The organism is Vibrio sp. MMH1-50, assembly GCF_022347645.1.
Classification (GTDB): Bacteria; Pseudomonadota; Gammaproteobacteria; order Enterobacterales; family Vibrionaceae; genus Vibrio; species Vibrio harveyi.
In genome coordinates, this window is sequence record NZ_JAKRGG010000008.1 from 119,216 (window position 1) to 144,347 (window position 25,132).

The following is a 25,132-nucleotide window of genomic DNA, read 5'->3' on the forward strand; positions in this document are numbered from 1 at the left end:
TGCTTATCCTTGAATTTTTTCACGTATCAGACGAGCTAAGCCGTCGTTATTGTTATCGGTTTCGCACACCAAACGGGCGCTTGAACGTACCGTCTCGTCTGCGTTATTCATGGCAACGCCTAATCCGGCGTAACGGAGCATGGAAATATCATTGTGGTTATCGCCCACGGCAATGACATGATTCGGGTGATAACCCAGCTCAGAAACGTATTCCGCCAGTCTTAAACCTTTGCTGTTGCCTTTTGCTGCGAAGTCGATGCGATTCGACCACGAGCGTTCGCCGTTGAATTTCTCTTTCACCCATGGGTTTTCAATCAAACGTTCTACCGAGCTTGGTAAGCCTTCCACCACGAATTTCCACACGAACTCGGTATTGCGCACTTCTTCGCTGAACGAGTCGATTTTGTAGATCTTCGGTTGAAGGTGCTCAGGCGCGGTTTTCGCCCACTTTTCCAACGCTTCCATGTAGTGAATTGGGTTGTAGTTTGAGTACGTCATGGCATCGGTTACGTACATCACCATCTTGACCTGAAACTCCTTCGCCAAGGCGATGAACGTCAGCGCATCTTCCTTATCGATGGAGTTGTGCTTGAGCACTCGGTCATTGTGGTAGTCATAAACATAAGTGCCGTTGCAGCAGATGATAGGCGTGGTAAGACCCAACTCATCGTAATACGGGCGTGCCGCGGTGTGATGGCGTCCGGTGACAATCACCACGTGACACTTCTGCTGCGCTTCTTGAATCGCTTTTTTCACCTCTGGGTGAATGCTGTGGTCATCGGTGAGTACAGTTCCGTCTAAATCTAAAGCAAGCACTTTGTACATGTCGTTACCTCTGCCCGTAGTAGGCGTTTTCACCGTGCTTACGCAGGTAGTGTTTGTCTGAAAGCTCAGGCTGGATCTTGATGCCGCTGTTGAGTGAACGCGTTGCTAATGCCATGGCAGAAATCTCTTCCAATACCACTGCGTTGTGCACTGCATCGTCGGCGTTGGTGCCCCAAGAGAAAGGCGCATGCCCTGCAACAATCACGCTTGGTACTGCCATTGGGTCGATGCGGCGTTGACGAAACTCTTCCACGATAACTAAGCCGGTGTTCTTTTCGTACTCTTCGGCAATTTCGCGTTGTGAGAGCTTACGAGTACACGGAATGTCGCCGTAGAAGTAATCGGCATGAGTCGTGCCTAGTGCTGGAATATCAATCCCCGCTTGCGCCCAAATCGTTGCGCTGCGTGAGTGGGTGTGCACCACGCCCCCCACTTGTGGGAACGCTTTGTAGATCTCAATGTGGGTCGCGGTATCGCTGGATGGATTCATGTTGCCTTCCACCACATTGCCGTCTAAGTCGACCACCACAATGTGCTCAGCGCGCATGCCATCGTATTCCACCCCCGACGGTTTAATCGCAATCACGCCGCGCTCGCGGTCAATCTCAGACACGTTGCCCCAGGTGAAGGTCACCAAACCGTATTTCGGCAGTTTGAGGTTGGCTTCGAGCACACGTTGTTTCAGTTCGCTGTACATGATTTCTCCTTAGGCGGTGACAGCCAGAGCTTCATCAATCACGTTGAATACATCGGTTTTGCTGCGGCAACGGCGAAGCTTGTCCAAATCCACGCCCGTTTCACTGTCTTCGTCATCCAACACTTGGGTCACTTCCATCAGACCTTCCATGTGCTCGTCTGAAGAGCTACCCGCTAGCGTGATTAGCACATCAACTGGCTCGTCTTCGCCTTCAAAGTAGATTGGCTCTTCTAGCGTAACCAGTGCGAAAGCAGTTCGAATCACGCCGTTTTCTGGGCGTGCGTGTGGCAGTGCCAAGTTAGGCGCGATGCAGATGTAAGGACCTAGCTCTTCCACGCTGCTGATGATGGCGTCATGGTAAGAAGGCTGAATCGCACCAGAGGCAATCAACATGTCCGTACCAATCTTGATGGCTTCACGCCAGTTCGACGCTTGCGCTTGCAGTTTGATTGAGTTGTTGTCGATCAGTGATTGTTTTAATCCCATTGTTCTATCTCCAGTTTGGGTGCCGTGACTTTGGCTTTCCGAAGCCCGGCACCACTGTTGTTATCCGCTGTTTGTTATTGGTTTCTTATCTCTTCATTGAGAGAAGTATTTGGTTATGCTGTTTTATTTTGCTGGTACAAAGTTTTTATTGATGATGTCGAGTAGCTCGTCACCGAAGGAGTTAGGGTTAAGCATGTTTTGCACCCCGAGTACAAACTTGCCTTCGCCTGGTTCCATCTCCGCAGACAGGTGCTTCGACGATACGATGATGTCTGTGCTCGCAAGCTTCGACTTGTAGTCCGACACTGCGCATGAGTCCATCACGTGAGGAATGCCTTTCTTCTCTAGGTATTTACCGATCTTCATTTTCATCATCATCGATGAGCCTTGACCGTTACCACATACTGCTAGGATGCTTACTGGGCGCAGACCGTCACTCGCTTTGATTGCTTGCTCTACCGCTTCAATCACTTCTGGCTCTTCACTGATTTCTACTGTGCCTTGCGCGTCTTCTTCAGCACGTAGCTTGCGAGAAGCGAAGAACATGTAAACCAGAGACAGACCAACAAGAACGAAGAAGAACATTTTCGATGCAGATAGACCTTGCATGATTGGTGGGAATACTAGTGCCCAGTCCGCCATGCCCATCCAGCCATTGAATTCTGTGCCGTGTTGGCTAAATAGGTGGATAGCCCAAGCAGAACCTAGAACCTCGATGATGCCCATCACGAAACAGATCTTCATCACCGCTTTCCAGCCACCGAAGTGGTTAGCAAATACGCCGATGGTCGCGTTAGAGAAGAACATTGGGATGAAGCCAGGGATGATCATGATTGGCGCATCGAATGCCAACATCGCCAATACAGCAGCGAACTGACCAAGCGCACCCCACATGAAACCAAATACCATTGCGTTTGGAGAGAATGCGTAGATAGCCGCACAGTCAATAGCCAATACCGCATTTGGAATCACGCGCTCAGAGATGCCTTTGAACGCTTCAGACAGCTCAGCAACGAACATACGTACACCGGCAACAATCACCTGAATCGCTACAGCGAATTTCAGACCCGTTTCTAGGATGTAGATAGTCCAGTGTGTGGTGCCCGCCATTTCTTGAAGGTTATCAAGACCGAATGAAAGCAGAATGATGCCGAAGAACACCGTCATCACGATCGCCGTTGCTGCGATGCTATCGTGGAAGATGTGTAGCCATTTAGGCAGCTCTAGGTGGTCAACGCTGTCGTTCTTATCACCCAGTTTTGGCGCTACTTTTGTTGCAATCCAAGACGCGACCTGTTGTTGGTGACCAATAGAGAAACCCGCCCCGCCGGTGACTTCTTCAGTTGGCTTGAACATGATGTTGGAGGAGATACCCCAGTACAACGCCATTAACACCGCAGAGTAAATGATGGTTTCCCACATGCTTGCGCCAAGCACAAAGTAGAATACGGCAATCAGACCTGCTTGCTGGAACATGATGTGACCAGTCAGCATGATGGTGCGGATACCCGTGTAGCGGCGGAACAGTACCAAGAGGATGTTGATACCTAATGCCAATAGAACGGCGTAACCCACCCAAGAGTAGTTATCGCCCATCGCTTCCATGGTAGACATCATGGAGGTGTAAGGGTCAATGACCGAGCCGGTTAGCCCGTGGTATTCAGAAAGTTTGGAAATCACAGGTTTGAAGCCAGCAACTAGGGTGCCCGCACCCACTTGAACCAGCATGAAACCCACGATCGTTTTGATGGAACCTTTAATGATGGTGGTGGCGTCTCTTCTCAGCAACCAATAGCCAATGCATGTTACCAAACCCAGTAGTAGTGGGGCTTTGGTCATAACTTGGCTGTAAAAAATATAGAAGATGTCGTACAAGAACTCCATATCTTTACCCCTAGAGTGTTTTTTATTTGTAATCGTATGTAGGTCAGAGTGATTCCATCTGATGTCGCAGAATCTACTCAGTTTTTGCTCACGAAATAAACTCTAACAATCAAAAGTAATCACGCAATGCTCATTTGTGATTATTTTGATATTTATCAATTTTGCCCTCCAAAAAACCCTACAAATGGTAAGCGGATCACATACAAAAATTAAATTACCAATAAATACAACAACTTATAAATTCTTGTGATGAAGTTCAGATTTTCATCAGTCTTGAATTTGACAATCAAGAGCGTGATTAATAGAATCAAAACAAATCACAAGTAATCACCAAATAATCACTAGATACACATTTCGGTGAATTTGAATCAAATAGGGTGATGGGTATGAATGAAGTACAAAGACACAATGGCATTCTGTCTTTATTAGAAGAAAATCAGACGATTAACGTCTCACACATTATTGAGAGCTTTAACGTCTCTCCAGCTACGGCTCGCCGTGATATCTCTAAGCTGGATGAGCTAGGCAAACTGCGCAAAGTACGCAACGGTGCAGAACGCGTCGAAGCAGAAAAGAAAAAATGGTCACCGCTGAACATCAACAGCACTGAGCATTACGAAGAAAAATCCTTGATTGCGATGCAAGCCGCTGAGCTGTGTCAGCCTGGCGACAGCGTGGTCATTAACTGCGGTTCGACCGCTTTCCTACTTGGGCAGAAGTTGTGTGGGCAAGACGTGCAGATCGTCACCAACTACTTCCCATTGGCAAGCTACCTGATCAATGAAGACCATGACGATGTGATCATCATTGGCGGTCAATACAACCGTTCACAAAAACTGTTCTTAAATCCGGCACCCAACTCGCTTGGCAGTTACGCAGGCAATTGGATGTTCACCTCGGGTAAAGGGTTAACCGAAGCCGGACTCTACAAAGCCGACATGTTAACCGCGGTGGCTGAGCAGCAAATGCTTGAGCAAATCGACAAGCTCGTCGTCGTGGTAGACAGCTCCAAAGTGGGTCACAGAACGGGCATGTTGTTCTGTCCTACCGAGAAAATCGACATTCTGATCACTGGCAAAAACGCCAACCCAGAGGTCATCAAAGCGATAGAAGCACAAGGGACACAGGTCATTCTGGTCTAACGCGCCCTAGCCTCTTTCTCAAATAAATAAAAACAATTCAGCTCAGTGCCTTAACCACAAATTAAGGCGCTCGGCTCCCTACATCCCAAATTTAATAAAAATTGTGAAACAAAAAGGTGTTGCTATGAGTAAAGTAAATGAAATCACTCGTGAATCTTGGATCCTAAATACATTCCCTGAGTGGGGTACCTGGTTAAACGAAGAGATCGAAAATACGGTGGTAGAACCAAATACATTCTCGATGTGGTGGCTAGGTTGTACAGGTATCTGGTTGAAGAGTGAGGGCAACACCAACATCTCTATCGACTTCTGGTGTGGTACGGGCAAAAAGACGCAAAAGAACGCCTTCATGAAGAACCAGCACCAAATGATGCGTATGGGCGGTGTCGAAGCACTGCAACCAAACCTGCGTACTGCTATTTTCCCACTTGACCCATTTGCTATCAAAGAGATCGACGCTGTGATGGCATCCCATGACCACGCAGACCATATCGACGTGAACGTCGCGGCAGCGGTACTGCAAAACTGTGGTGACCACGTGAAGTTCATCGGTCCACAAGCGTGTGTCGATTTATGGATGGGCTGGGGCGTGCCAGAAGAGCGTTGTGTAGTCGCGAAAGTGGGCGATGTACTTGAGGTCGGCGACATGAAGATCCGCGTACTGGATTCTTTCGACCGTACTGCACTTGTCACGCTGCCAGAAGGCACTTCTTCTTACGATAAAGAAATCCTCGACGGCATGGACAAACGCGCGGTGAACTACCTGATTGAAACTTCAGGCGGCTCGGTTTACCACTCTGGTGACTCACACTACTCGAACTACTACGCAGCACACGGCAACGAATACCAAATCGACGTGGCACTGTTATCTTTCGGTGAGAACCCACGCGGCGTGACAGACAAAATGACGTCTTCTGACATCCTACGCGCAGCAGAATCATTGAATTGTGATGTCGTGATGCCATTCCACCACGATATTTGGGCGAACTTCCAAAACGACCCACGCGAAATCGAAGTGTTGTGGAACATGAAGAAAGACCGCCTGCAATACAAGTTCGCACCGTTCTTCTGGCAAGTGGGAGGCAAATACACCTTCCCTACCGATAAAGGTCGCATGCACTACCAACACTTCCGTGGCTTTAGCGATATCTTCAAAAATGAACCAGAATTGCCATACAAAGCGTTCTTGTAATTCCGTCGCAACGTCCGTTTGGCAGGAATAAAAAAAGCCCGTCGCGATGATGGATGCGACGGGCAATTAGCTAGAGTCTTATAAGGAGAAAAGGAAATTACTGATGATAAATGTCCGACGATTTCGCATCAGTAACGTCCTCAACAAACCGAATATTAGTCATTGATAAATTTAAAGGACATGGCTCATTCCAGTAATCTAAATTGTTGATGCCTATTGCTCTAAGCCGATCAAAAAAGCCAGTCTCTCGGGACTGGCTTTTGTTTTGTGGAGCGTGGCTGGTTACTTAATAAAAGAAATACAGCCTTGCAGAATCACTAGGTTGACGATGTCGATAAAGAACGCGCCAACAATAGGCACCACCATAAAGGCTTGTGGTGATGGACCGAAGCGGTTAACGATAGAGCCCATGTTCATTACTGCCGTTGGAGTTGCGCCAAGCCCAAAGCCACAGTGACCACTTGCGATGACTGCTGCATCGTAGTTGCTGCCCATCACACGGAATGTCACGTAGTAAGCGAAAACCGCCAGAATCACCGATTGCACCGCCAAAATGATGAGGAACGGGATTGCCAAATCAAAGATGTTCCACAGTTTTAGGCTCATTAGCGCCATCGCTAGGAACAGAGACAGAGAAACCGTACCAAGAATATCGACCGTCTCAACATCCACTTTGCGTACTTTGGTCACTTCCATGATGTTGGTGATCACCACACCGATAAACAGCGCGTAAACGAAGTCTGGAATCATCAACCATTTGATGCCGAAACTGCTCACCCAGCCTTCTAAGTAATCGGCACCAGTAACACACAATAGAATGATCGATAAACTCTCGACCACTTTCTTCGCGGTTACGCGGTCTTCTTCGTGCTCGTTGTAGGTCACCAATTCAGGAAAACGCTCGTGAGTCTGGTTGGTGCGTCCGTATTCAGATTCAAGGTTACGTTTATCGATCAATCGCTGCGCTACTGGGCTGCCGATGATGCCACCAATCACCAATCCAAAGGTAGCGGATGCCATTGCCACTTCTAAAACGTTGTGCAAGCCGTACATGTCTTGGAAGGTTTGCGACCATGCTGCGCCTGTACCGTGACCGCCAGACAGCGTAATCGAGCCTGCAATCAAGCCCATTAGCGGGTCTAAGCCGAGCGCGGTTGCCAAAGAGACACCGACCGCGTTTTGAATAAGAATGTACACCGATGCCACGGCTAAGAAGATAAACACCTTAGCGCCGCCTTTAATCAACTGGGTGTAATTCGCTGCTAAGCCAACGGTAGCGAAGAACATCAACATGAAAGTGTTTTGCAGCGGTAAATCGAAAACTAAGTCCACGCCATTGAAATGCATCGCGGTGATCGCACATGCGACAATCAAACCACCCACGATTGGCTCGGGAATATTGAATTTCTTTAAGATCGGTAATTTAGCGTTAACGAATTGTCCCAAGAACAACACACAAATAGCGACGAGAAACGACTCTTGTGGACCGACAGAAATGACCTGATTCATAAAACCTCTTTGCCTCCTTTTTCTCATCCTTTGAGTAACAACTCGCAGGTTGAGCGGTATTTAGGCAGGTCAGAGTGCCTACTGAACGTGTGGTTTTCTAGGGTCCAAACCCACTAAATTCTCATTAAATAAGAAAGCAATTACTCGGATATTCACCCAATTCTCACTCAATGAAAAAACACACTTTTTCACCAAATTTTGTGGCGCAATTTTCTCGTTTTTTTAGCGCTTCTCAACTTATGAGAAGTGATTAATTTTTTGCCAGTTTTTAGGGGCAAAAACGTATGCGATTGCGTACAAATTTTGCGTGAAACTCTGGTGCAAACTTTGTCGAAATTTCATCGGCAAAAGTGATTGAGAAAACAGCGCAAGAAGATTGGCGCTTTCTATCCCACCGCCAAGGTGTTATACATATATATAACACCAACTCAGCCAAGGAAACCAATCATGACGCATTGGCATGATCGCCAACCGATTTTCCGTCAGTTGGCTGACCAGATCACCCAGCAAATATTGCAAGGCATCTGGCAAGAGGGCGAAGCTTTGCCTTCGGTACGCAGTGTCTCTGCGGATATGAAGATCAACCACCTGACGGTCATGAAGGGCTATCAGTTATTGGTTGATGAAGGATTGATTGAGAAGAAACGTGGGCAAGGCATGTTTGTCGCCCAAGGTGCAAAAAAACAGCTGCTTGCTGATGAAAAAGCCCGTTTCCTTGAACAACAAATTCCGCAGATCGCCGACACACTACAACGTCTGGATATGTCACTTGATGAATTTATCCAACAAATCCAAACACATATTGAAGGTGACCAATGAGCGCATTAGTCAGTGTAAAACACGTCTCCAAGCAATATCGTCAGCTGGGTGAAGCACTGCATGACGTGAGCTTTGATCTACAAGCGGGTCAAGTGCTTGGCTTGCTAGGTCATAACGGTGCGGGTAAATCGACTCTCATTAACGCCCTACTCGGTGCACACGAATATCAGGGCACCATTCGCATCAACGGCTTTGAGCCAATCATGCAACGCGACAAAATCATGCAGAGCTTGTCTTACATCTCAGATGTGAACGTTCTACCAAACTGGATGACGGTTGCTCAGCTGCTCGATTACACCGAGGGCGTACACCCAGGTTTTAATCGCAGCAAAGCCGATGCCATGCTTCGTCAAACCGACATCAAGCCGCGCGCACGCATCAAATCCCTATCCAAAGGCATGAAGGTGCAATTGCACTTGGCTGTCGTCATCGCGACCAATACGCAAATTCTGATTCTGGACGAGCCAACGCTTGGCTTGGATTTGGTTTATCGCGATACCTTCTACCGTCATTTGCTGGAATGGTTTCACGATGGCGAGCGTGTGCTGATCATAGCGAGCCATGAAGTATCGGAAATCGAACACCTACTGACGGACGTGCTGATTCTTAAACACGGTCGACCGGTCCTACAAACCTCAATGGACAGCATCAGCGAGGATTACTTCATTCTTGATGCCATTGATGAGCATCGCGCACAAATCGAAGCGCTGAAACCACTGTCATCGCAAAAGGGCTTAGGCACGACTAAATGGTTGCTGTCATCCCAATACGCAGAGCAAGCCGCTGGGCTGGGTGATGTGTATGGCGTCAAGCTAGCGGATCTGTTCTTGGCATTGCAGAAGGAGGCAGCATAATGAAATCGATTGTCGCGATGTTGCGTAAAGAATGGCTAGAGAACCCATTGGTTACACGTGTGCCGTTGTTTATGTTTGCCTGTGGCGTGCTGCTGTTCGTCAGCTTGATGAGTAGCTCGACACTGCAACACAATATGTTCTTCCAAATGAGCCTTGGTGGTGATGTCAGTGACATCCACAAAGAACTAGGCGATGACGTCAACATGCTGATCACAGGTGGCATTGGTTTATTGTCCATCCTGCTTGGCACTCAATACTTCCCGAGAACGCTGCGTAAAGAGCGCTCAGAGGGCAGTATCATGTTTTGGCGCAGTATGCCTGTCAGTGACGTAAAAACCCATCTGGTGAAGCTGACGTTTGGTTTATTGGTGATTCCATTGGTGTGCTCGGTATTGGTTTTCGCTGCCGACTTTATGCTGTGGATGTTGAATGTTTCAACGGACCACCAGCTGGCGTTATTGTATCGCCAAGCATCATTGGGCTTCGTGCTGCTGAACTGGATTGAATTCTTGCTTCGAATGGTGGTAGCTGGCGTGTTGTTATTGCCGCTCGCACTAACCGCAATGGCAATCTCACAGAAAGTGAACTCACCACTGTTGGTGATCTTGATTGGTATTTACGCGCTACGCTGGATGCCGATTGCAATGTTCAACTTCTATGGTCTGGATGAGTTCTTCTCAGCAATTTTCAATCTACCACTGCACGCGATTCTTGCGCCAAACCCGTTCAGCGCGATTCCAGATGCAGGTTGGATGAACGTTGGGATTTACGCTTTCATCGGTGTGCTTGCTTGGACAGCTAGCATCAAGTTCAGCCGCACCGTGAACTAACAAGCACAAGCAAAACCACACATCAAAAGCGAGGTACTGTCCTCGCTTTTTCATTTTCAGCACCATCAATCTTCATTCTCTTTGCTTCAACGCAAAAATAATCAGCCTATAGCAATAGCGCTTCGGCGTGGTTAAGTTCATAATCCCTCGCTTAATGCGCTCAGCGCTATTATCTAGAATTTTTGAAAAGCAGAACACCAACCATGACCACCAAGCCAACAGCCATTATTGGACTGTACAACCCAAAGAGTCCAACCAACGTTGGCGCTGTATTACGAGCCGCAGGCTGCTACGACGCTGCGCAAGTTCGTTACAACGGCACTCGCTACAGCCGCGCAGTAAAGTTCCAGACCGACACCCAGAACTCACAAGAACGTATTCAATTAGTGGAGATGGAAGACCTCACTGCTAATGTTGCCGACGATGTGGAAATTGTTTGTGTTGAGTTAGTGGTCGGCGCAACAGCACTGCCGCACTTCACTCACCCAGAGAACGCGATTTATGTGTTTGGACCGGAGGACGGCTCACTGCCGCAAGAGATGGTCGATAAGGCGCATCACGTGGTGTACGTACCGACTCACGGTTGTATGAACCTAGCCGCGACGGTGAACGTTGTGCTTTACGATCGCATGGCGAAAACACTGGGGACGATTGATGACCACCAGCAAGTCCTTGCTAATCGCGACAACAAGAACCGCTTGAAAATGAAAGCTTGCGTATAGACTGACGAAGTTCGTCGTTGGCAAGCGCCAGAAACAAAAAAGGTCACAGCAATACTGTGACCTTTTGTTTTATTTGGCGTCTTAATCTATCTAGCCAAGGAACGAGATGTAGCCTTGTAGAATGATCAAGTTAACGATGTCGATGAAGAAGGCACCAACAATCGGCACAACCATGAACGCTTGTGGTGACGGACCAAAGCGGTTAACGATTGAACCCATGTTCATTACCGCCGTTGGGGTTGCACCCAAACCGAAACCACAGTGACCACCTGCGATAACCGCAGCATCGTAGTTGCTACCCATCACCTTGAACGTTACATAGTAGGTGAAGATAGCCAGAATCACTGACTGCACGCCTAGAATCACCAAGAATGGGATCGCTAGGTCAAAGATGTTCCATAGTTTCAAGCTCATCAGAGCCATCGCTAGGAACAGAGACAGCGACACCGTACCTAACATGTCGACCGTTTCGGCATCCAACTTACGAATCTTGGTCACTTCCAAGAAGTTAGTGATGATCACACCAATGAACAACGCATAAACGAAGTCTGGAATCATCAGCCATTGAATGTCGTAAGTGCTCACCCATTGCTCTACGTACTTAGCACCTGTTACACAGATCAATAGGAAGAACAGTTTCTCAACCACTTTTTTCGCGGTTACTTTGTCTTCTTCGTACTCGTTGTACGTCACCAACTCCGGGAATTTCTCGTGGGTTTTGGCATCTCGACCACCACGACCATACTCAGATTCGATGTTGTTCTTTTCGACCAGACGCTGCGCAACCGGACTACCGATGATACCACCGATGATCAAACCGAATGTTGCTGACGCCATCGCGATTTCCAATACGTTATTCAAACCGTAAACGTCTTGGAAAGTTTGTGACCACGCCGCCCCCGTGCCGTGACCACCTGATAGAGTAATCGAACCAGCGATAAGCCCCATCAGCGGATCTAAACCCAATGCCGCTGCCAGTGAAACACCGACACCGTTTTGAATGATGATGTAGAACGACGCGACTGCTAAGAAGATGAAAACCTTCGCGCCCCCTTTCATTAACTGAGTGTAATTTGCTGCCAAACCAACGGTAGCGAAGAACATCAGCATGAATGTGTTTTGCAACGGTAAGTCGAACTCCAAATCGACGCCGTTAAAATGAAGAGCAGTAATGATGCAGGCAACGATTAAGCCCCCTACAATCGGCTCAGGTATGTTGAATTTCTTTAAGATCGGTAGCTTAGCATTAATGAAATGCCCCAGGAAAAGCACACTGATCGCAACCAAAAAGGACTCCAGTGCACCTACAGATATTAAATGATTCATATCGCCTCTTATTATTGTTCTCTTCATCCTCCGTAATGATTGAGTGTTAGTTTAACCTTCGCTCAATAGCAAATTTTCTCGCTATATTTTTCCGAAAATACTCAAAAGGTTGTGTTAAATGCGCCTTAGGCTAGTTTAAGGGACGGTCGTTAAGCGATGTTCTGATTTACGCGCTATTCGCAAGCCCTAAAATGTAAAAGGAGCCTGTTAAGCTCCTTCTTATCCTCTTCATAGACAAACAGAAATGACTGCTTGCAGGAGATGGATATCGTGTTGTGAGTATTGTCCGAGTGACACTTTCTGAACCGCTATCGGGCTCCCTTACTTAAACAGAATGTGATCATCACTATCGAGCAAAGTTCCTTCCCGTCATAACGAATAGAGCGCCGAGGTGGCGCTCTAACATCTGGGTTTGCTTGTATCCCATCGTAGTTAAAAACTCTGACTCATGGTGTTTGGAACGAGCCGAATCCCGGGAAATTCTCAAGCTTGCAACAAGTGTTCTCGTTACAACGGAGCGAGATTATAACATATCGCTGAAAATTTTCCTCATTTCAGTGCTATTCGCCACTTTCATAGTTTGCTTCTGCAATGATCAACTGTTCAATATCATTACTGCAGATGAAAGCGCGAAGTGCCTCGAACTTGGCTTCATCCCACGTGTAGATTTGCAGGGCGAGCAGCTTATCAATGATGTCTTGCTTAAAGCGAAGCTTAACGGGTTTTGCCGGAGATCCTGCCACCACAGTGTAAGGTGGGACATCTTTAGTCACGACGCTGTTTGCGGCAATCACTGCGCCTTCCCCAATGGTGACACCGGGCATGATCATCGCGCGCATGCCAATCCAAGCTGCGTCACCAATCACGGTATCGCCTTTGCTTTGGTAAGATTGCTCGATGTCATCAAGGAACGGATACAGACAGAACCAGTCCGTCCTGTGATTATGGTTGCCGCCCATCAAAATCACCGCTTCAGCCGCGATACAAACGTAATCACCGATGTAGAGCTGATCGACTTCCCACCTCGGTTGCCACGCTTTACTGACTTCATCGCCATGCAGATAACGCACGACAGAATCTTCGAAGCCATTATCCCAACAATCGCTGTAGTAACTGTGGGTGCCTTTGATGTGGATGTTTTGGTTTTGCACCACTTGGTGCAGGTACTGAAATTTGGACCAATGTTTTTTCATGGCAGTTGCCTCAATAGAGTAAATGTATGCCACGGAACGGTTTCTCGTGGCGTTGTTGCTGCGTTCTCAGTCAACAACGCCTATTGGATGCGGGGTTGCAGTAGTAATGGATTATTCATGAATGTGTCCTCCAGCGCGCACACTATAAAAAGCATGTATAATTTTCAAGCAAACCAAACAAATAACAAGATTCCGAAAATGAAAAGTCACTCTGCCTTTGCCTCTCTGCTGCTGTTTGCTGCCACAGCGTCTGCGAGCGAAAACATTAAAATCGAATACCGCCCTGCGGAAACTGCCGACGATCGCTTTGCTGCGCAAGTGATTGAAAGCAGTGAAGTGAACGACATCTTTGTCCAGCTTTCTGATGATTACTTCCCGTTTGATAACCCACTGACATTGACCTACGGTGGCGAAGACGGTCCGCTTTACGATCCAGAAACCCACACCATCCATATCCCATACACCTTCTATCTGGAATCATTTAACTACTTCACCAACAACAAGTACCAAGAACGTTACGGTAAAGCACCGAAAACGGGCGCGCTCGATACTTTGCTGCACACGCTATTGCACGAAGCCGGACACGCTTACATTGCCGATCAAAACATTCCGGTACTAGGCAAGGAAGAAGATGCGGTTGATAACTTCGCTACCATTTTGTTGATTGATTACGTCGATGACGGTGCCGATGTGGCGATCAGTGCTGCGGACATGTTCGCATTCGAATCCGACGACAGACCGGACTACTACGATTTTGGCGAGTACATTGACGAGCACAGTTTCGACCTACAGCGTTACTTCTCGACCCTGTGTCTGGTCTACGGCAGCGATCCAGAGCAATACAAAGCCTTGTTAGATGAAGTAGAAAAAGATTACTTACGCGATCGCAAAGAGTTCTGCCAATTCAATTATGGCAACATTCGCGATAATTGGCTGCATTACTTGCAAGACAATGAACTAAAAGAAAAATAATCGCGTAAAAGGGATAAGAACCGCCAATAATGAGCTCAATCATGACCAAACTGACCGTATTTTACGATGGCACTTGTCCCTTGTGCGCCAAAGAGATGAAGGCGCTAAAACAACGCGATGCCAAGCAGCACATCAAAACCGTCGACATCTACAGCGAGGCGTTTGCCGCTTATCCGCAGATCGATCCGGAGCAAGCCAACACCATTTTGCACGCCCTCAACGATAAGGGTGAGCTGCTGCTTGGGTTGGACGTGACTCATCGTGCATGGCAACTGGTCGGTCGCGGTTGGTTGTATGCACCATTGCGTTGGCGCATTATCAAACCTGTTGCGGACTGGCTTTACCTCAAATTTGCCAAAAACCGCTACCGCGTTTCCTACTGGCTAACGGGCACTTCTCGCTGCAATAACGGTTCGTGTTCACGTTAATTGTGATCCCGCTTAAAAATGCTACGACCTTAGTCTAAATTTATAAACTTCCTGTACTTCTGATTGATTAACTCGGTTAATCTCTAAGCATTACAACAATAAGTATTAATAATTTTATCAGGCAGGCTTATTCAGCTTGTCACTTGTAACGCTGCGCCGAGAGAAGGACGTCTCTATGAATCTGACGATCAGAAAACGACTATATATCCTTTCAATAATTCCAATTCTAACCATGGCAATAGGCATGATGTGGTTCACCTACCTACAAACCACTGCCTACAACGAACACGAGATTGAGCAGACTCGAAGTCAAATGATGGAGATGAAAAAAGCTGAGCTCAAAAACTACGTCCAAATGGCGCGTTCCGCTGTCGAGCCACTACTCGCTCAAAACGCCCCACTTGAAGAGGCTCTGCCTATCTTGAAACAGCTGGAGTTCGGTCAATCCGGTTACATCTTTGGCTACGATTCAAAAGGCGTTCGCGTCGTAGTGGGTAAAAACACTAAAGGCATCGGGGAAAACTTCTATAACTTGCAGGATAAGAAAGGCAATTACCTGATTCAGGATTTGCTCAAAAATTCCAAAACTGGTGAGTTCACGACTTATTACTTCCCGAAACTCGGTCAGAGCGAAGCACTACCGAAACTCAGCTACTCAGTCTTTATTCCTGAATGGGATTTGATGTTGGGAACGGGTTTCTATACTGACGATATCGACGCTATTGTGGCAAACATGGAAGAAGCCGCGCATCAGGCTCTCAACACCACACTGACGGCAATTGCTCTGTTCTGTGTCTCGATTGCAGCCATCGTCGCGGTCTTCGCGGTGTTTGTTAACCGCAGCATCATGAAGCCTATTGAGCAGTTTGATGCTTCAATTCACTCTTTCGCGCAAGGCGATGCCGACTTAACCGCACGCATGGAAGAATCAAGCGTACCGGAGTTCACTCAGCTTAGCCGTAACTTCAATATCTTTGTTGAAAGCCTGCAGGGTATCATCAAGAGTGTTAGCCACGTAGGGCAAGAAGTGGTTTCAGAGACCAACGACATGTCACAGCGAGCATCGCAAGTGGACGAATTGGCTTCAGGTCAACGTGAAGAAACCGAACAGGTCGCTGCGGCAATGACCGAGATGACAGCAACGGCGCACGAGATTTCCAGCAACGCTAACCAAGCCGCGCAATCCGCCAAAGACGCCGATGATAACTCACAGCAAGCAAAACACATTGTTGATTCCGCAGCGAGCTCTGTCGAAGCGCTCGCACTAGAAGTGTCGGAAGCCAGTACGGTGATTTCTCGCTTAGAAAGCGATGTACAAAACATTTCTTCTTCGCTAGAAGTGATTCAAGACATCGCCGAGCAAACCAACCTATTGGCACTAAACGCAGCCATTGAAGCAGCCCGTGCAGGCGAACAAGGTCGCGGCTTCGCAGTCGTTGCCGATGAAGTTCGTAAACTGGCGAGTCGCACTCAAGACAGCACAGGCGAAATTCACCAAATGATTGAGCAGTTGAAGTCTGGCTCGGATGCAGCAGTGAAAGCCATGGGTTCAAGCCAAGCGCGTGGTGAAGCAACGGTTGAGGAAGCACGAGCAGCCTCTGCCGCACTGCAAGAAATCCAAGCCGCAATTGCTAACATCATGGACATGAACACCTTGATCGCAACGGCAACCGAAGAGCAAAGCCAAGTTGGGCAAGAGATTTCACAACGTATTGAAGTGATCTCTCAACAAAGCAGCCAATCGGCACACCTTGCCAACCAAAACCGTGCAGGCAGTGGCAACCTTAACCACAAAGCTAACGAGCTGTACGACTTGGTCGGTCGCTTTACGGTTTAACGCTTTCCTCACCCATTTACTATGCAAACAGCGACGCCAAAACGTCGCTGTTTTTATTTCTGCTATCCTCATACGACTTAGCTATAATGCCGCCAACTTAGCACCTACAAGGGCAAAACCAGATGATTATCATGACCACCAATTTCGGTAATATCGAGATTGAACTGAACCTAGAACGAGCACCAGTTAGCTCAAAAAACTTCAAAAAATACTGTGAAGATGGCTTCTACAACGGCACCATTTTCCACCGCGTTATTGACGGCTTTATGATCCAAGGTGGCGGTCATACCGAAGACATGGCAGAAAAGCCAACACGCGCCCCTATCGCGAACGAAGCAAACCGTGGTCTAAAGAATCTTGTTGGCACTATCGCAATGGCGCGTACCGATGCTCCGCACTCTGCAACGGCACAGTTCTTCATTAACTTGGAAGACAATGATTTCCTAGACCACACCGCAACTACCAACCTAGGCTGGGGCTACGCCGTGTTTGGTAAAGTGACTGCGGGTATGGATGTCGTAAATCGCATCGCGAAAGTAAAAACGACCTCTAAGCTTGGTCACGATGATGTGCCATGCGATCCAATCATTATTGAGAAAGTGACAGTCAGCGAATAAGCCCATTCACCTCTTGGTAGAAATCGTCGCTATAAAGCGACAAAAGCGCCTAACGTCTGATGACTTAGGCGCTTTTTGTTTCTATTGCTGAAAAAATGAGCAGCGAGTTTACAGTGTAAAGAGTGAGCAGTTCTAGCGATTACATCCCTTTGAACAAACTTTGAGATGCACGGCTCACGGGAAGCTTGTTTTCCCCAACGTGAACAAACATTCTGCCTGCAAAGTCTTTGTTTACTTTGCTAATTTTGCACACTTGCACCACGCTTGAACGGTGCACTTGCCAGAACTGTTCTGGGTTAAGCTGCCCTATCAACTCTTTCAACGATGTACGAATCAAATACTCCTGCACTTTGCCTTGTCCTTGTTGTGCATACACAGAAACGTATTTTTCTTCCGCTTTGAAATACAACACATCAGACGTGGCAATCAGATGAATATCTTCCCCTTGCGTCGCTTTGATCCACTGAAGATATTGCGGCGTTTGTGGCGCGGATAATTGTTGTAACTGTTCTAACAGGCTGCTCATCTGCACATTACTGCTTTCTTGCTCTCGCTTAGCAAGGCGTGCTTTCACTCTTTCACACGTCATCAGCAGGCGCTCATCCGAGATAGGCTTGAGCAAATAATCGGCGGCATTTTGTTCAAAGGCTTTGATGGCGTAATCATCGTACGCAGTGACAAACACAATCAAAGGTGGATTGGCGAGTTGATTGAGTTTTTGCGCTAGTGTCATGCCATCCAGAACTGGCATACGAATATCAAGAAACGCAATGTCAGGTTGGTTTTGCTCAATGGCTTGCAACGCTTGTTCACCATCCGCGACTTTGGCTATCACCTCTAGCTCTGGCCACACTTCAGCTAGGCTTTTATCAAGATGACGCCTCAATAGCGGTTCATCATCAGCAATAATGGCAGTAAACCCTGTATTCATTCCTTTCTTCCTTGATTACGATTCCATTGGCCAGCGCAAGCGAACACAAACGCCACCCTGAGCAGACTCACTGATAGAAACCTCCCCTTGCCCTGCGAACAAAGCTTCAACTCGCTGCTTGAGATTACTTAAACCGACGCCAGAGCCCATGTGCCCACTCACGTGATTTAAGCCAACACCTGAGTCTCTGACTTCAATCTGCAAGTTCTGTTGTTCGCGCTTAATGAGTAAGCTGACTTCGCCGCCCTCTCGCTTCGGCTCAATACCATGGATGATGGCGTTTTCGATTAAGGGTTGAAGCATCATCGGCGGTAACTCGGTTCTACCTAGCCCCTCTTCTACCTCAATCTTGTAACTGAGTCGGTCACCTAAACGGGTTTGCTGGATGCCTAAGTAAGCCTCAATTAACGCCGTTTCATTGTCTATGGTAGTTTCCTCTTCACGTGAGCTTTTGAGCGTTGCACGCAGCAGCGCGGTTAACTGTTCTAGCATCAGCTTAGCTTTATCAACATCTTGCGACATGAGCGCACTGATATTTGCCAAGGTATTGAATAAGAAATGCGGTTCAATCTGGCTTTGCATCTGCTTAAGCTGACTCAGCAACAGCGCACGATCTTGCTCTGCTTTCTCGCGTTTGATGGCTTCCAACTCTCGTTGAGCGATTGCATGTTGCTCGCGTGAGTAAAAATAGAAAAAGCACATGGCACTGAATAACAACCCCATGAGTCCAACCGATAGCATACCTGAGATGCCGAAATATTCTCCGAGCCAAAACTGGGCGTTTACCACACCGAACAATAAGCAAGCCGTCAGCGAGATAGCCACTTCCGCCAAACGAGGAATGGTAGGAAACAGGCGGTCGACAAGCCATGAGAAGAATATAGCCGAATAGCCAAATCCAAAGCTAACCGCCACATGAATGTAGAATGGACCGCCCCAAACCGAGAGCGTCATTGCTGCGATAAAGAGACAAAATGCCGTGGTCACTAATAAGCTACGCGACCATCCACTTTTCACCACTGATTTTGCTGAACACATTTAGAATTTCCCTTTGATGTTAAATACAATCATATGCTTATCATTGATTTGTGCGTAAGCAGATTGGTCGTCTCCGGTTAAAAAGCGTGCGGCAACTTCCACTTCTACACTTTGATTGCCGGTATCAATCCATTGGTAGTTAAGCCACTGCGTGACAATCACACCACCATCTTGTGGCGCCAACATCACATCCAACGTAGGGGTTACATCACTTAGCCAGCCCATATCCGCTTTACCGTTCCATGCAGCCCACGCTTCCAAATCCCAACTCCAGTGCAGCATTACGTTATGCTGAACGATATTGGCGTGCTGAAACCCTTGGGCGTAGCTTGTCGCAAGTAGAGCGCTGCTAGCCAACAGAGAGTTGTTAGGTTCAGGGAGCTGAGAGAGTAATTCGCCACGCTCTATTGCTTGCTGCCATTCGCTTTTCGACCATGCTCGGCTGTCGTACCAATATTCAGCAATCACGTTGTGTCCGGCTTGGTTTGCCCAGTTCATCCCAACTAAAGCTTGGAATGCGCTTCCCTGTTCCTCAACTGAAACGGGTTGGTAAAGATCATCCTGCTGAAACTGATAGCCGACACTTTGCTTTTGCCACAGCATGGAACCGTGCATGGCGATGGATTCATCCCACACGGCAATGGCACTGGCGCCAAGCAAACCTCGGCGCACATCATCGTAATAACCAATAAGTTGATACTCGGTGTCACCCACCAGCGCATAACGACGAATACCAATACCTTGTTGCTCTGCGGCTTGATCAAGTGCACTTTGGTCTTGTTGCCCCCAGCTTGAATCCGTCGCAATGACGGTCCACTCGCCTGCCATATCATAGTGTGAAAGTGAAAACACACCCGCCCCCTCTTCTGCGACTAAGCCAACAGGGTTTTGTCGATAAGGCTTAAACAGATCCAAAGGTCGGTAGCCATAACCCACGCCCCAATCCACGCGCAACTTACCCAAACTCACATCAAGAGTGGTATCACCGACTTGCCACTCCCCTAGCCAAGCCAGCTCTCTAATCAACAACTGGTTATCAGCTTCACTCCACCACTCACTCTCTCCTTGTTGATTGAGGTACAAACCTTGGCTGTACAGAGCAAACAAGCCACTGAAGTTCTGATAATTCACCTGCACATCCAACAGTGCATTAAGTGAATCACGAGAACTGCCCTGCGCCTGCATAAATGCGCTGTCACGCTGCTTGGCAGTTTCGTAACTGACAGCCCAATCCCACTCAAAACTCAGCTCATCATTGGCAAAAACTGGGGCTGCTGCGCCCACACACAATGAGGCAGCAATCAACAGACTGGTGCTTTTGTTAAGGTTAGGCTGGTGCGGTTTCATGTGACTTCCTTGCTCGTTTTCTTGGTTCTATTTACGGAATTCACGCTAAAGCTGAGTCGTATTGGCTTTAGGCAGATAGCTTGGGTTGTAGAACTTATTATCCAGTTGCCAAGGCACGATTTCTTGGTACTCGATAACGGTCTTTTTGCTCGGCTGAATGCTATCAAGCAAGGTCATCTCACTGACGTAGTCTTCACCGTTGTCGCTTGCACGTCCGTATTGCGCTTGCTTGGCGAGTTTGCCCGAGCGCAAGTAAAGATCAGCTTTGATTGGAAACGCATCTTGCTCAGACAACCACAAGTCGATCTTCTGATAGCTCGCCCCTTTGGTTTTCGCGGTTAACGCAAGGTGATAAGCCGCGACACTTTCTCCGTTCACCGAAACAGTTTCTGTCGCTCTCCATTCACCTTGATAATCTTGGCTCCAAGTCAGGGTTGAGATGTCGCCGATAGACGCTTCACCAAGAAGCTTCTGCATCGGCGTAATGCGAATCGGACGGCGGCTCTTTGGCATTTGCAGCCAGTAGTTGTCGCCCATCATCAGCATCTTTTGCCCAGCTTCGACTGCCGATTTGAACACCACCAACGATTCACGATTTGGACGCGTGTACACATGGTAAAGGCGGGTTTTATCTAACTCTTGGTCTTGATATAAGCGCACCAGTGACACCACTTTGGAGGAATCATCGTGCAAGCGGTAGCTGTCGGCTTTTTCAATCAATTGCGCAACTTGCTGTGCATCTAGCGCTGTTTCATTTGCACTGACATTCATGCTTGCAACGCCGCTTACCGTCAGCAGTGCAATTGGTAATAGTGATTTGAAATTAAACATAAATCAGTGCCTCCGTAATTGGCTTGTTCACCCCTTTGCGCGCCGAGAAAAACGCCGCAACCAAACAAATCATCAATACTGCGAATCCTGCGACAGCTACCAGCTCCCAAGAGAAGTAAATCGTCAATGGGTAACCTTCTGTGCGTCCTGGCGGTGGCGGCATTTGTACATCCACGACCATCAGTAAAATAGTGACTAGTGCCGTAAACAAAGCGCCGATTAAGCTGCCAATCACCGCAAGTAACCCTGCTTCGCGCAAGAACCCAGCAATGATTTCGCGAGGGTAGCTACCAAGTGCTGACAAGGTGCCAATTTCACGGGTGCGTTCCGTTACCGACATGGTCATGGTGTTGAACAGGGCGACAAAGACCACCAGCGCCATTACTGCTCCCATGATGCCGAAGATACGGTCGTACAAATCTTTCACTTTGAGATAGAAGAACGCACGTTCTTGCCAAGGCGTAATCTCAATATCTTGATCACCAAAGTTCTGCTTTTGCTTACTCAGAACCGAAGCCACTTGTTGCTCGACTTGGCTAGTTAAACTGGTATCGAACAGGAAGACAGATAACGCGCTGACTTTGTCTGAACCGAGCAGCGATTGCGCGCTGTTGATGTGCACGTACAACTGGCGTTTATCAAGCTCAGGTACGCCGGTTGAGTAGATGCCACGTACTTTGAAGTCATACGCATTCAATGCGCCATCGGTAGTGGTCGCCAGCAAGGTAATCCAATCGCCAACGTGCACGCTTAGGTTGTTCGCCAAATCAACGCCGAGCATCACTTCTGGCTCTGCTGGGTCATAACGCGATGCATGAATGTTCGAAAGTGTTTGCCCTTCGCGCACATCCAAAAACGGTCCTTTCATATCGAATTCGCGCTCGTTCACACCAATGCCGATAAAGATCGATGATTTGTTACCATTGGAAATCAACCCACTGAACTCAACTCGTGGCTGCACGCCTCGCACTTCGTTTAAGCCAATCAATTGCTTGGTAATGTCGTCTGCATGAGTTAACCCGTTACTCAGCGGCATCTCTTCTTCTCTGGCGAAGTAACCCGGAGTGGTTAACGTCAGATGCCCCGTGTCACGCGCTGTCGATTCTTTCAAACTGTCATAGGTGTACAGACCAAAACCGCCCGCACTGGTTAACGCAAACACGGCAATAGCGATGATCAGCATCGACAACAAACTGCGACGGCGATTGCGTTGCAGGTTCAACCAAGCAAGACGAACCGAAACAGGAATTAGCTTGCCCATGAAACCTCCTCCACACTTGCGTGCGTTTGGGTAATTTTGCCATCCACCAATTCAATGGTGCGATCACAACGGGATGCCATGCGAGGGTCGTGAGTGGCGACGATAAAAGTGGTGCCTAGCTCGTGTCCGAGCCCTTTCATAATGTCGATGACCTTGTTGGCAGTTTGGCTATCAAGACTTGCGGTTGGCTCATCAGCAATCACCAATGCTGGTTTGTGCACTAAGGCGCGCGCAATTGCCACGCGTTGTTGCTGACCGCCTGATAGGTTATCGGGCATGTGATGAATAAACTCGCCCAAGCCAACGTGTTCTAGCATTTGTGTGGCGAGCTCGGTTTGTTCAGCTTTTGAAAAGCCGTTGAGGTGTAACGGATACGCCACGTTCTCTAACGCTGTCATCACGGGGACAAGATTGAATTTTTGGAACACAAAACCAAGCTTTTCACGACGCATTTTCGCCGCCTGCATTTGCCCGGTTGGGTATGGGCTGCCTGCAAACGTCACCTGACCTTGGTATTGAGTATCCAGCATACCAAGCACGTTAAGTAAGGTGCTTTTGCCTGAGCCAGACGGTCCGCACAGAGCCACCATTTCGCCGGCAAACACTTCACCAGAAACGTCTCGCAATGCACGCACCGTTTGGCTACCAAGGGCGTAATCGCGGCTAAGTTGATTAAAAACGATCATGACACCTCCCTAATATTTCGCTAGCAGCGCTTTCGCGGTTTGCGTTTCTAGATTGCTGTCGCCCAATTGCTCCATTTGCGCTAACCATGTTTTGGCTTGTTGAACATCTTCAGCGCGCAGTGCTGCTTCAATGGCGTAGCGATAAATCCAAGATGTAGCGGCGAAAGGTTGCTGACTAAAACTCGGCTCATCGAGCAATGAAAGGTACAGCTCGTAGCCGCGCTCAAAGTGATTGAACATATCTGGCAGAGAGGTAAAGGTAGTGGCTGCCATGGCGGTGGCCAGTTGGTATTCAGGTAAGCCTTGTAAGCGTTGTTGCTCTTGCAGTGGTACTGGCTGATTCGCCATTAAATCCAAACCTTTTTGGATTGTGGCAAGACCGCGCTCGGTGAACTTCATCTTGTTCCAAGGCATAAACGCCTCACGACCTTGCAACGTCTCCGCACTGCCTAAGTAAACCAAGGTCACCGGCGTTGCGCCCTGCTCTTCGAGTTGTTTGGATAATTCGCCGTAAACGGTATCAACTAAGCCAGAGTCACCCTGCGCAGCTTGGTTGAATTGACTGAGTGTGCGCTCGCTTGGATTAGCCAGAGCCAGATTGCTGCTCAGTGCAAATGCGGCGATAAACGTACTTGCCAGTTTAAGAGCTTTAATTGAGCGAGATTGAGAAACCATCATGTACTGTCCTTAGTTGAACGTGATTTGATGGTTTCAGATTAAGGGAGAAAATCGCACGCTGCTTTTGCATGCGACCAATGGCAGTTATGTGGAGTGAATGGTATTGAGAGAGGATGAATGGTTTCGCTCCTCTGAAGCCAGCAAAATCGCTTCGACCATTAAGGTCAGCGCTTTAGGCTGATAGTTACGCTGACGATAAACCAAATAGGCTTCGCGATCCCCGCGGCTGTAGGATGTTGCGACGCGCACGAGATTCAATTCAGGCTTAACGTGGCGTAATGGGATCGACGCAATTCCCAAACCGTTTTCCACCGCTTTGATCACCGCGGTGATGTCATTGACCACTAAACGCGGCTTGCAGTTGAGCATGTCCACCAGCTTGTCTTGCTGATAGATAGGCACTTGTGTGGTGTGTGTGCTGGCTACCCAGTCTTGCTTGGCTAAATCTTGTAAGGTTTCAATATTGCCGCCCGCTTGCGCTAGATATTCAGGGCTAACAAAGAAAGCGTGCTCTACTTTAAACAATGGGCGCGCGATCATATCGTCCAAACCATCCAAATCGAACGTCACCACCAGATCGCGATCGGTTTCTGGAATCGAATTCACTTGGCTAAGCAGAAGATCAATGGTCACTTTTGGATAGGTTTTGATGTAATCCTCAACCACCTTATCGACTAAGTCATTGTAAAAGCGGCTTGGCATCACCAATCGGATTCGCCCCTCCACTTCTTGGCTTTGTTGGTTGAGCTGCAAGATGCCGGATTCAATCTGAGACATCGCACTGCTGAGCTGATCAAACGCCTGTAAGCCTGTCTCGGTTGCCACCAACTCACGTCCTTTCTTCTCCAGCAATCTCAATCCTAGACGCGCTTCCAGCGCCGATAAACGACGAGACATAGTAGAGACCGGCAGTTCGAGCTTTTTCGCCGCCGCGAGCAGAGAGCCTTGCTCAACCACTGAGCAAAACAGGTACAGATCATCAACGTTTCCAAATATGGAATTCATACTTCTTCCATTGGTTATTTTT

25 protein-coding genes are annotated in these 25,132 nt (G+C 48.0%); 10 read left to right on the plus strand and 15 right to left on the minus strand.

Annotated features, from left to right (window positions below):
* Nucleotides 1–3: 3 nt before the first annotated feature.
* The 4 genes from MHO32_RS08735 to MHO32_RS08750 all read right to left on the minus strand — a co-directional run bounded on the left by MHO32_RS08735 (nucleotide 4) and on the right by MHO32_RS08750 (nucleotide 3,892).
* A complete protein-coding gene (locus MHO32_RS08735) occupies nucleotides 4–825 on the minus strand; it encodes a Cof-type HAD-IIB family hydrolase (RefSeq protein WP_005434688.1) in 822 nt (273 codons plus the stop codon).
* Nucleotides 826–829: 4 nt separating this feature from the next.
* Nucleotides 830–1,522: an L-ribulose-5-phosphate 4-epimerase gene (locus MHO32_RS08740; protein ID WP_009696581.1), complete on the minus strand. Its 693-nt coding sequence runs from the start codon at nucleotides 1,520–1,522 to the stop codon at nucleotides 830–832.
* A gap of 9 nt (nucleotides 1,523–1,531) precedes the next feature.
* Nucleotides 1,532–2,008: a PTS sugar transporter subunit IIA gene (locus MHO32_RS08745; RefSeq protein ID WP_009696580.1), complete on the minus strand. Its 477-nt coding sequence runs from the start codon at nucleotides 2,006–2,008 to the stop codon at nucleotides 1,532–1,534.
* A gap of 123 nt (nucleotides 2,009–2,131) precedes the next feature.
* Nucleotides 2,132–3,892, minus strand: coding sequence for a PTS ascorbate-specific subunit IIBC (locus MHO32_RS08750; RefSeq protein ID WP_005434683.1), 1,761 nt, complete (start codon nucleotides 3,890–3,892; stop codon nucleotides 2,132–2,134).
* A gap of 386 nt (nucleotides 3,893–4,278) precedes the next feature.
* Between MHO32_RS08750 and ulaR the strand changes: the two genes are divergently transcribed.
* Together ulaR and ulaG are read left to right on the plus strand one after the other, a co-directional pair.
* Nucleotides 4,279–5,034, plus strand: coding sequence for an HTH-type transcriptional regulator UlaR (ulaR, locus tag MHO32_RS08755; protein WP_005531235.1), 756 nt, complete (start codon nucleotides 4,279–4,281; stop codon nucleotides 5,032–5,034).
* A gap of 124 nt (nucleotides 5,035–5,158) precedes the next feature.
* Nucleotides 5,159–6,226: an L-ascorbate 6-phosphate lactonase gene (gene ulaG, locus MHO32_RS08760; protein WP_005448892.1), complete on the plus strand. Its 1,068-nt coding sequence runs from the start codon at nucleotides 5,159–5,161 to the stop codon at nucleotides 6,224–6,226.
* A 282-nt stretch (nucleotides 6,227–6,508) separates the two neighbouring features.
* Here the strand turns inward: ulaG and gltS (MHO32_RS08765) are convergent, their stop codons facing one another.
* Nucleotides 6,509–7,735: a sodium/glutamate symporter gene (gene gltS / locus MHO32_RS08765; RefSeq protein ID WP_005428834.1), complete on the minus strand. Its 1,227-nt coding sequence runs from the start codon at nucleotides 7,733–7,735 to the stop codon at nucleotides 6,509–6,511.
* Between the two features lie 447 nt (nucleotides 7,736–8,182).
* Between gltS (MHO32_RS08765) and MHO32_RS08770 the strand changes: the two genes are divergently transcribed.
* From MHO32_RS08770 to MHO32_RS08785, 4 genes are all read left to right on the plus strand, one after another.
* Nucleotides 8,183–8,554, plus strand: coding sequence for a GntR family transcriptional regulator (locus MHO32_RS08770; RefSeq protein ID WP_009706721.1), 372 nt, complete (start codon nucleotides 8,183–8,185; stop codon nucleotides 8,552–8,554).
* The gene (locus MHO32_RS08775) at nucleotides 8,551–9,408 is read left to right on the plus strand and encodes an ABC transporter ATP-binding protein (RefSeq protein ID WP_239211248.1); all 858 of its coding nucleotides are present in this window, start codon (nucleotides 8,551–8,553) and stop codon (nucleotides 9,406–9,408) included. The genes MHO32_RS08770 and MHO32_RS08775 overlap by 4 nt, the downstream gene beginning before the upstream one ends.
* Nucleotides 9,408–10,238 (plus strand): hypothetical protein, encoded by an 831-nt coding sequence (locus MHO32_RS08780; RefSeq protein WP_239211250.1) that lies wholly within the window; start codon nucleotides 9,408–9,410, stop codon nucleotides 10,236–10,238. The genes MHO32_RS08775 and MHO32_RS08780 overlap by 1 nt, the downstream gene beginning before the upstream one ends.
* Nucleotides 10,239–10,441: 203 nt before the next feature.
* Nucleotides 10,442–10,960 (plus strand): RNA methyltransferase, encoded by a 519-nt coding sequence (locus MHO32_RS08785; RefSeq protein ID WP_005448887.1) that lies wholly within the window; start codon nucleotides 10,442–10,444, stop codon nucleotides 10,958–10,960.
* A 90-nt stretch (nucleotides 10,961–11,050) separates the two neighbouring features.
* On the opposite strand, the gene gltS (MHO32_RS08790) is transcribed toward MHO32_RS08785, so the two are convergent.
* Together gltS (MHO32_RS08790) and MHO32_RS08795 are read right to left on the minus strand one after the other, a co-directional pair.
* Complete coding sequence (gene gltS, locus MHO32_RS08790; RefSeq protein ID WP_005428854.1) at nucleotides 11,051–12,286, minus strand: sodium/glutamate symporter; 1,236 nt, start codon at nucleotides 12,284–12,286, stop codon at nucleotides 11,051–11,053.
* A 560-nt stretch (nucleotides 12,287–12,846) separates the two neighbouring features.
* On the minus strand, nucleotides 12,847–13,479 hold the full coding sequence (locus MHO32_RS08795; protein ID WP_239211252.1) for a CatB-related O-acetyltransferase: 633 nt from the start codon (nucleotides 13,477–13,479) through the stop codon (nucleotides 12,847–12,849).
* A gap of 198 nt (nucleotides 13,480–13,677) precedes the next feature.
* On the opposite strand from MHO32_RS08795, the gene MHO32_RS08800 reads away from it, so the two are divergent.
* The 4 genes from MHO32_RS08800 (at nucleotide 13,678) to MHO32_RS08815 (ending at nucleotide 17,333) form a co-directional block, all read left to right on the plus strand.
* Nucleotides 13,678–14,451 carry a DUF4344 domain-containing metallopeptidase gene (locus MHO32_RS08800; protein ID WP_199478843.1) on the plus strand — a complete coding sequence of 258 codons (774 nt, stop codon included), beginning with the start codon at nucleotides 13,678–13,680 and terminating at the stop codon, nucleotides 14,449–14,451.
* Nucleotides 14,452–14,492: 41 nt separating this feature from the next.
* Nucleotides 14,493–14,879: a thiol-disulfide oxidoreductase DCC family protein gene (locus MHO32_RS08805; RefSeq protein ID WP_038898424.1), complete on the plus strand. Its 387-nt coding sequence runs from the start codon at nucleotides 14,493–14,495 to the stop codon at nucleotides 14,877–14,879.
* A 175-nt stretch (nucleotides 14,880–15,054) separates the two neighbouring features.
* The gene (locus MHO32_RS08810) at nucleotides 15,055–16,716 is read left to right on the plus strand and encodes a methyl-accepting chemotaxis protein (protein ID WP_005448883.1); all 1,662 of its coding nucleotides are present in this window, start codon (nucleotides 15,055–15,057) and stop codon (nucleotides 16,714–16,716) included.
* 122 nt (nucleotides 16,717–16,838) lie between these two features.
* A complete protein-coding gene (locus MHO32_RS08815; protein WP_171374267.1) occupies nucleotides 16,839–17,333 on the plus strand; it encodes a peptidylprolyl isomerase in 495 nt (164 codons plus the stop codon).
* Between the two features lie 139 nt (nucleotides 17,334–17,472).
* Here the strand turns inward: MHO32_RS08815 and MHO32_RS08820 are convergent, their stop codons facing one another.
* The 8 genes from MHO32_RS08820 to MHO32_RS08855 form a co-directional block, all read right to left on the minus strand.
* Entirely contained in the window at nucleotides 17,473–18,264 is a 792-nt protein-coding gene (locus MHO32_RS08820; RefSeq protein WP_069687913.1) for a LytR/AlgR family response regulator transcription factor, read from the minus strand.
* A 15-nt stretch (nucleotides 18,265–18,279) separates the two neighbouring features.
* A complete protein-coding gene (locus MHO32_RS08825; protein ID WP_239211254.1) occupies nucleotides 18,280–19,302 on the minus strand; it encodes a sensor histidine kinase in 1,023 nt (340 codons plus the stop codon).
* Nucleotides 19,303–20,649 (minus strand): hypothetical protein, encoded by a 1,347-nt coding sequence (locus tag MHO32_RS08830; RefSeq protein WP_239211255.1) that lies wholly within the window; start codon nucleotides 20,647–20,649, stop codon nucleotides 19,303–19,305.
* A 45-nt stretch (nucleotides 20,650–20,694) separates the two neighbouring features.
* Nucleotides 20,695–21,480: an outer membrane lipoprotein-sorting protein gene (locus MHO32_RS08835; protein WP_239211257.1), complete on the minus strand. Its 786-nt coding sequence runs from the start codon at nucleotides 21,478–21,480 to the stop codon at nucleotides 20,695–20,697.
* Nucleotides 21,473–22,741, minus strand: a complete 1,269-nt coding sequence (locus MHO32_RS08840; protein WP_239211260.1) for an ABC transporter permease — start codon at nucleotides 22,739–22,741, stop codon at nucleotides 21,473–21,475. The genes MHO32_RS08835 and MHO32_RS08840 overlap by 8 nt, the downstream gene beginning before the upstream one ends.
* Complete coding sequence (locus MHO32_RS08845) at nucleotides 22,729–23,427, minus strand: ABC transporter ATP-binding protein (protein WP_005374479.1); 699 nt, start codon at nucleotides 23,425–23,427, stop codon at nucleotides 22,729–22,731. The genes MHO32_RS08840 and MHO32_RS08845 overlap by 13 nt, the downstream gene beginning before the upstream one ends.
* A 9-nt stretch (nucleotides 23,428–23,436) precedes the next feature.
* Complete coding sequence (locus MHO32_RS08850; RefSeq protein ID WP_017189795.1) at nucleotides 23,437–24,105, minus strand: hypothetical protein; 669 nt, start codon at nucleotides 24,103–24,105, stop codon at nucleotides 23,437–23,439.
* 84 nt (nucleotides 24,106–24,189) lie between these two features.
* Nucleotides 24,190–25,110, minus strand: a complete 921-nt coding sequence (locus tag MHO32_RS08855) for a LysR family transcriptional regulator (protein WP_038880040.1) — start codon at nucleotides 25,108–25,110, stop codon at nucleotides 24,190–24,192.
* Nucleotides 25,111–25,132 lie beyond the last annotated feature (22 nt).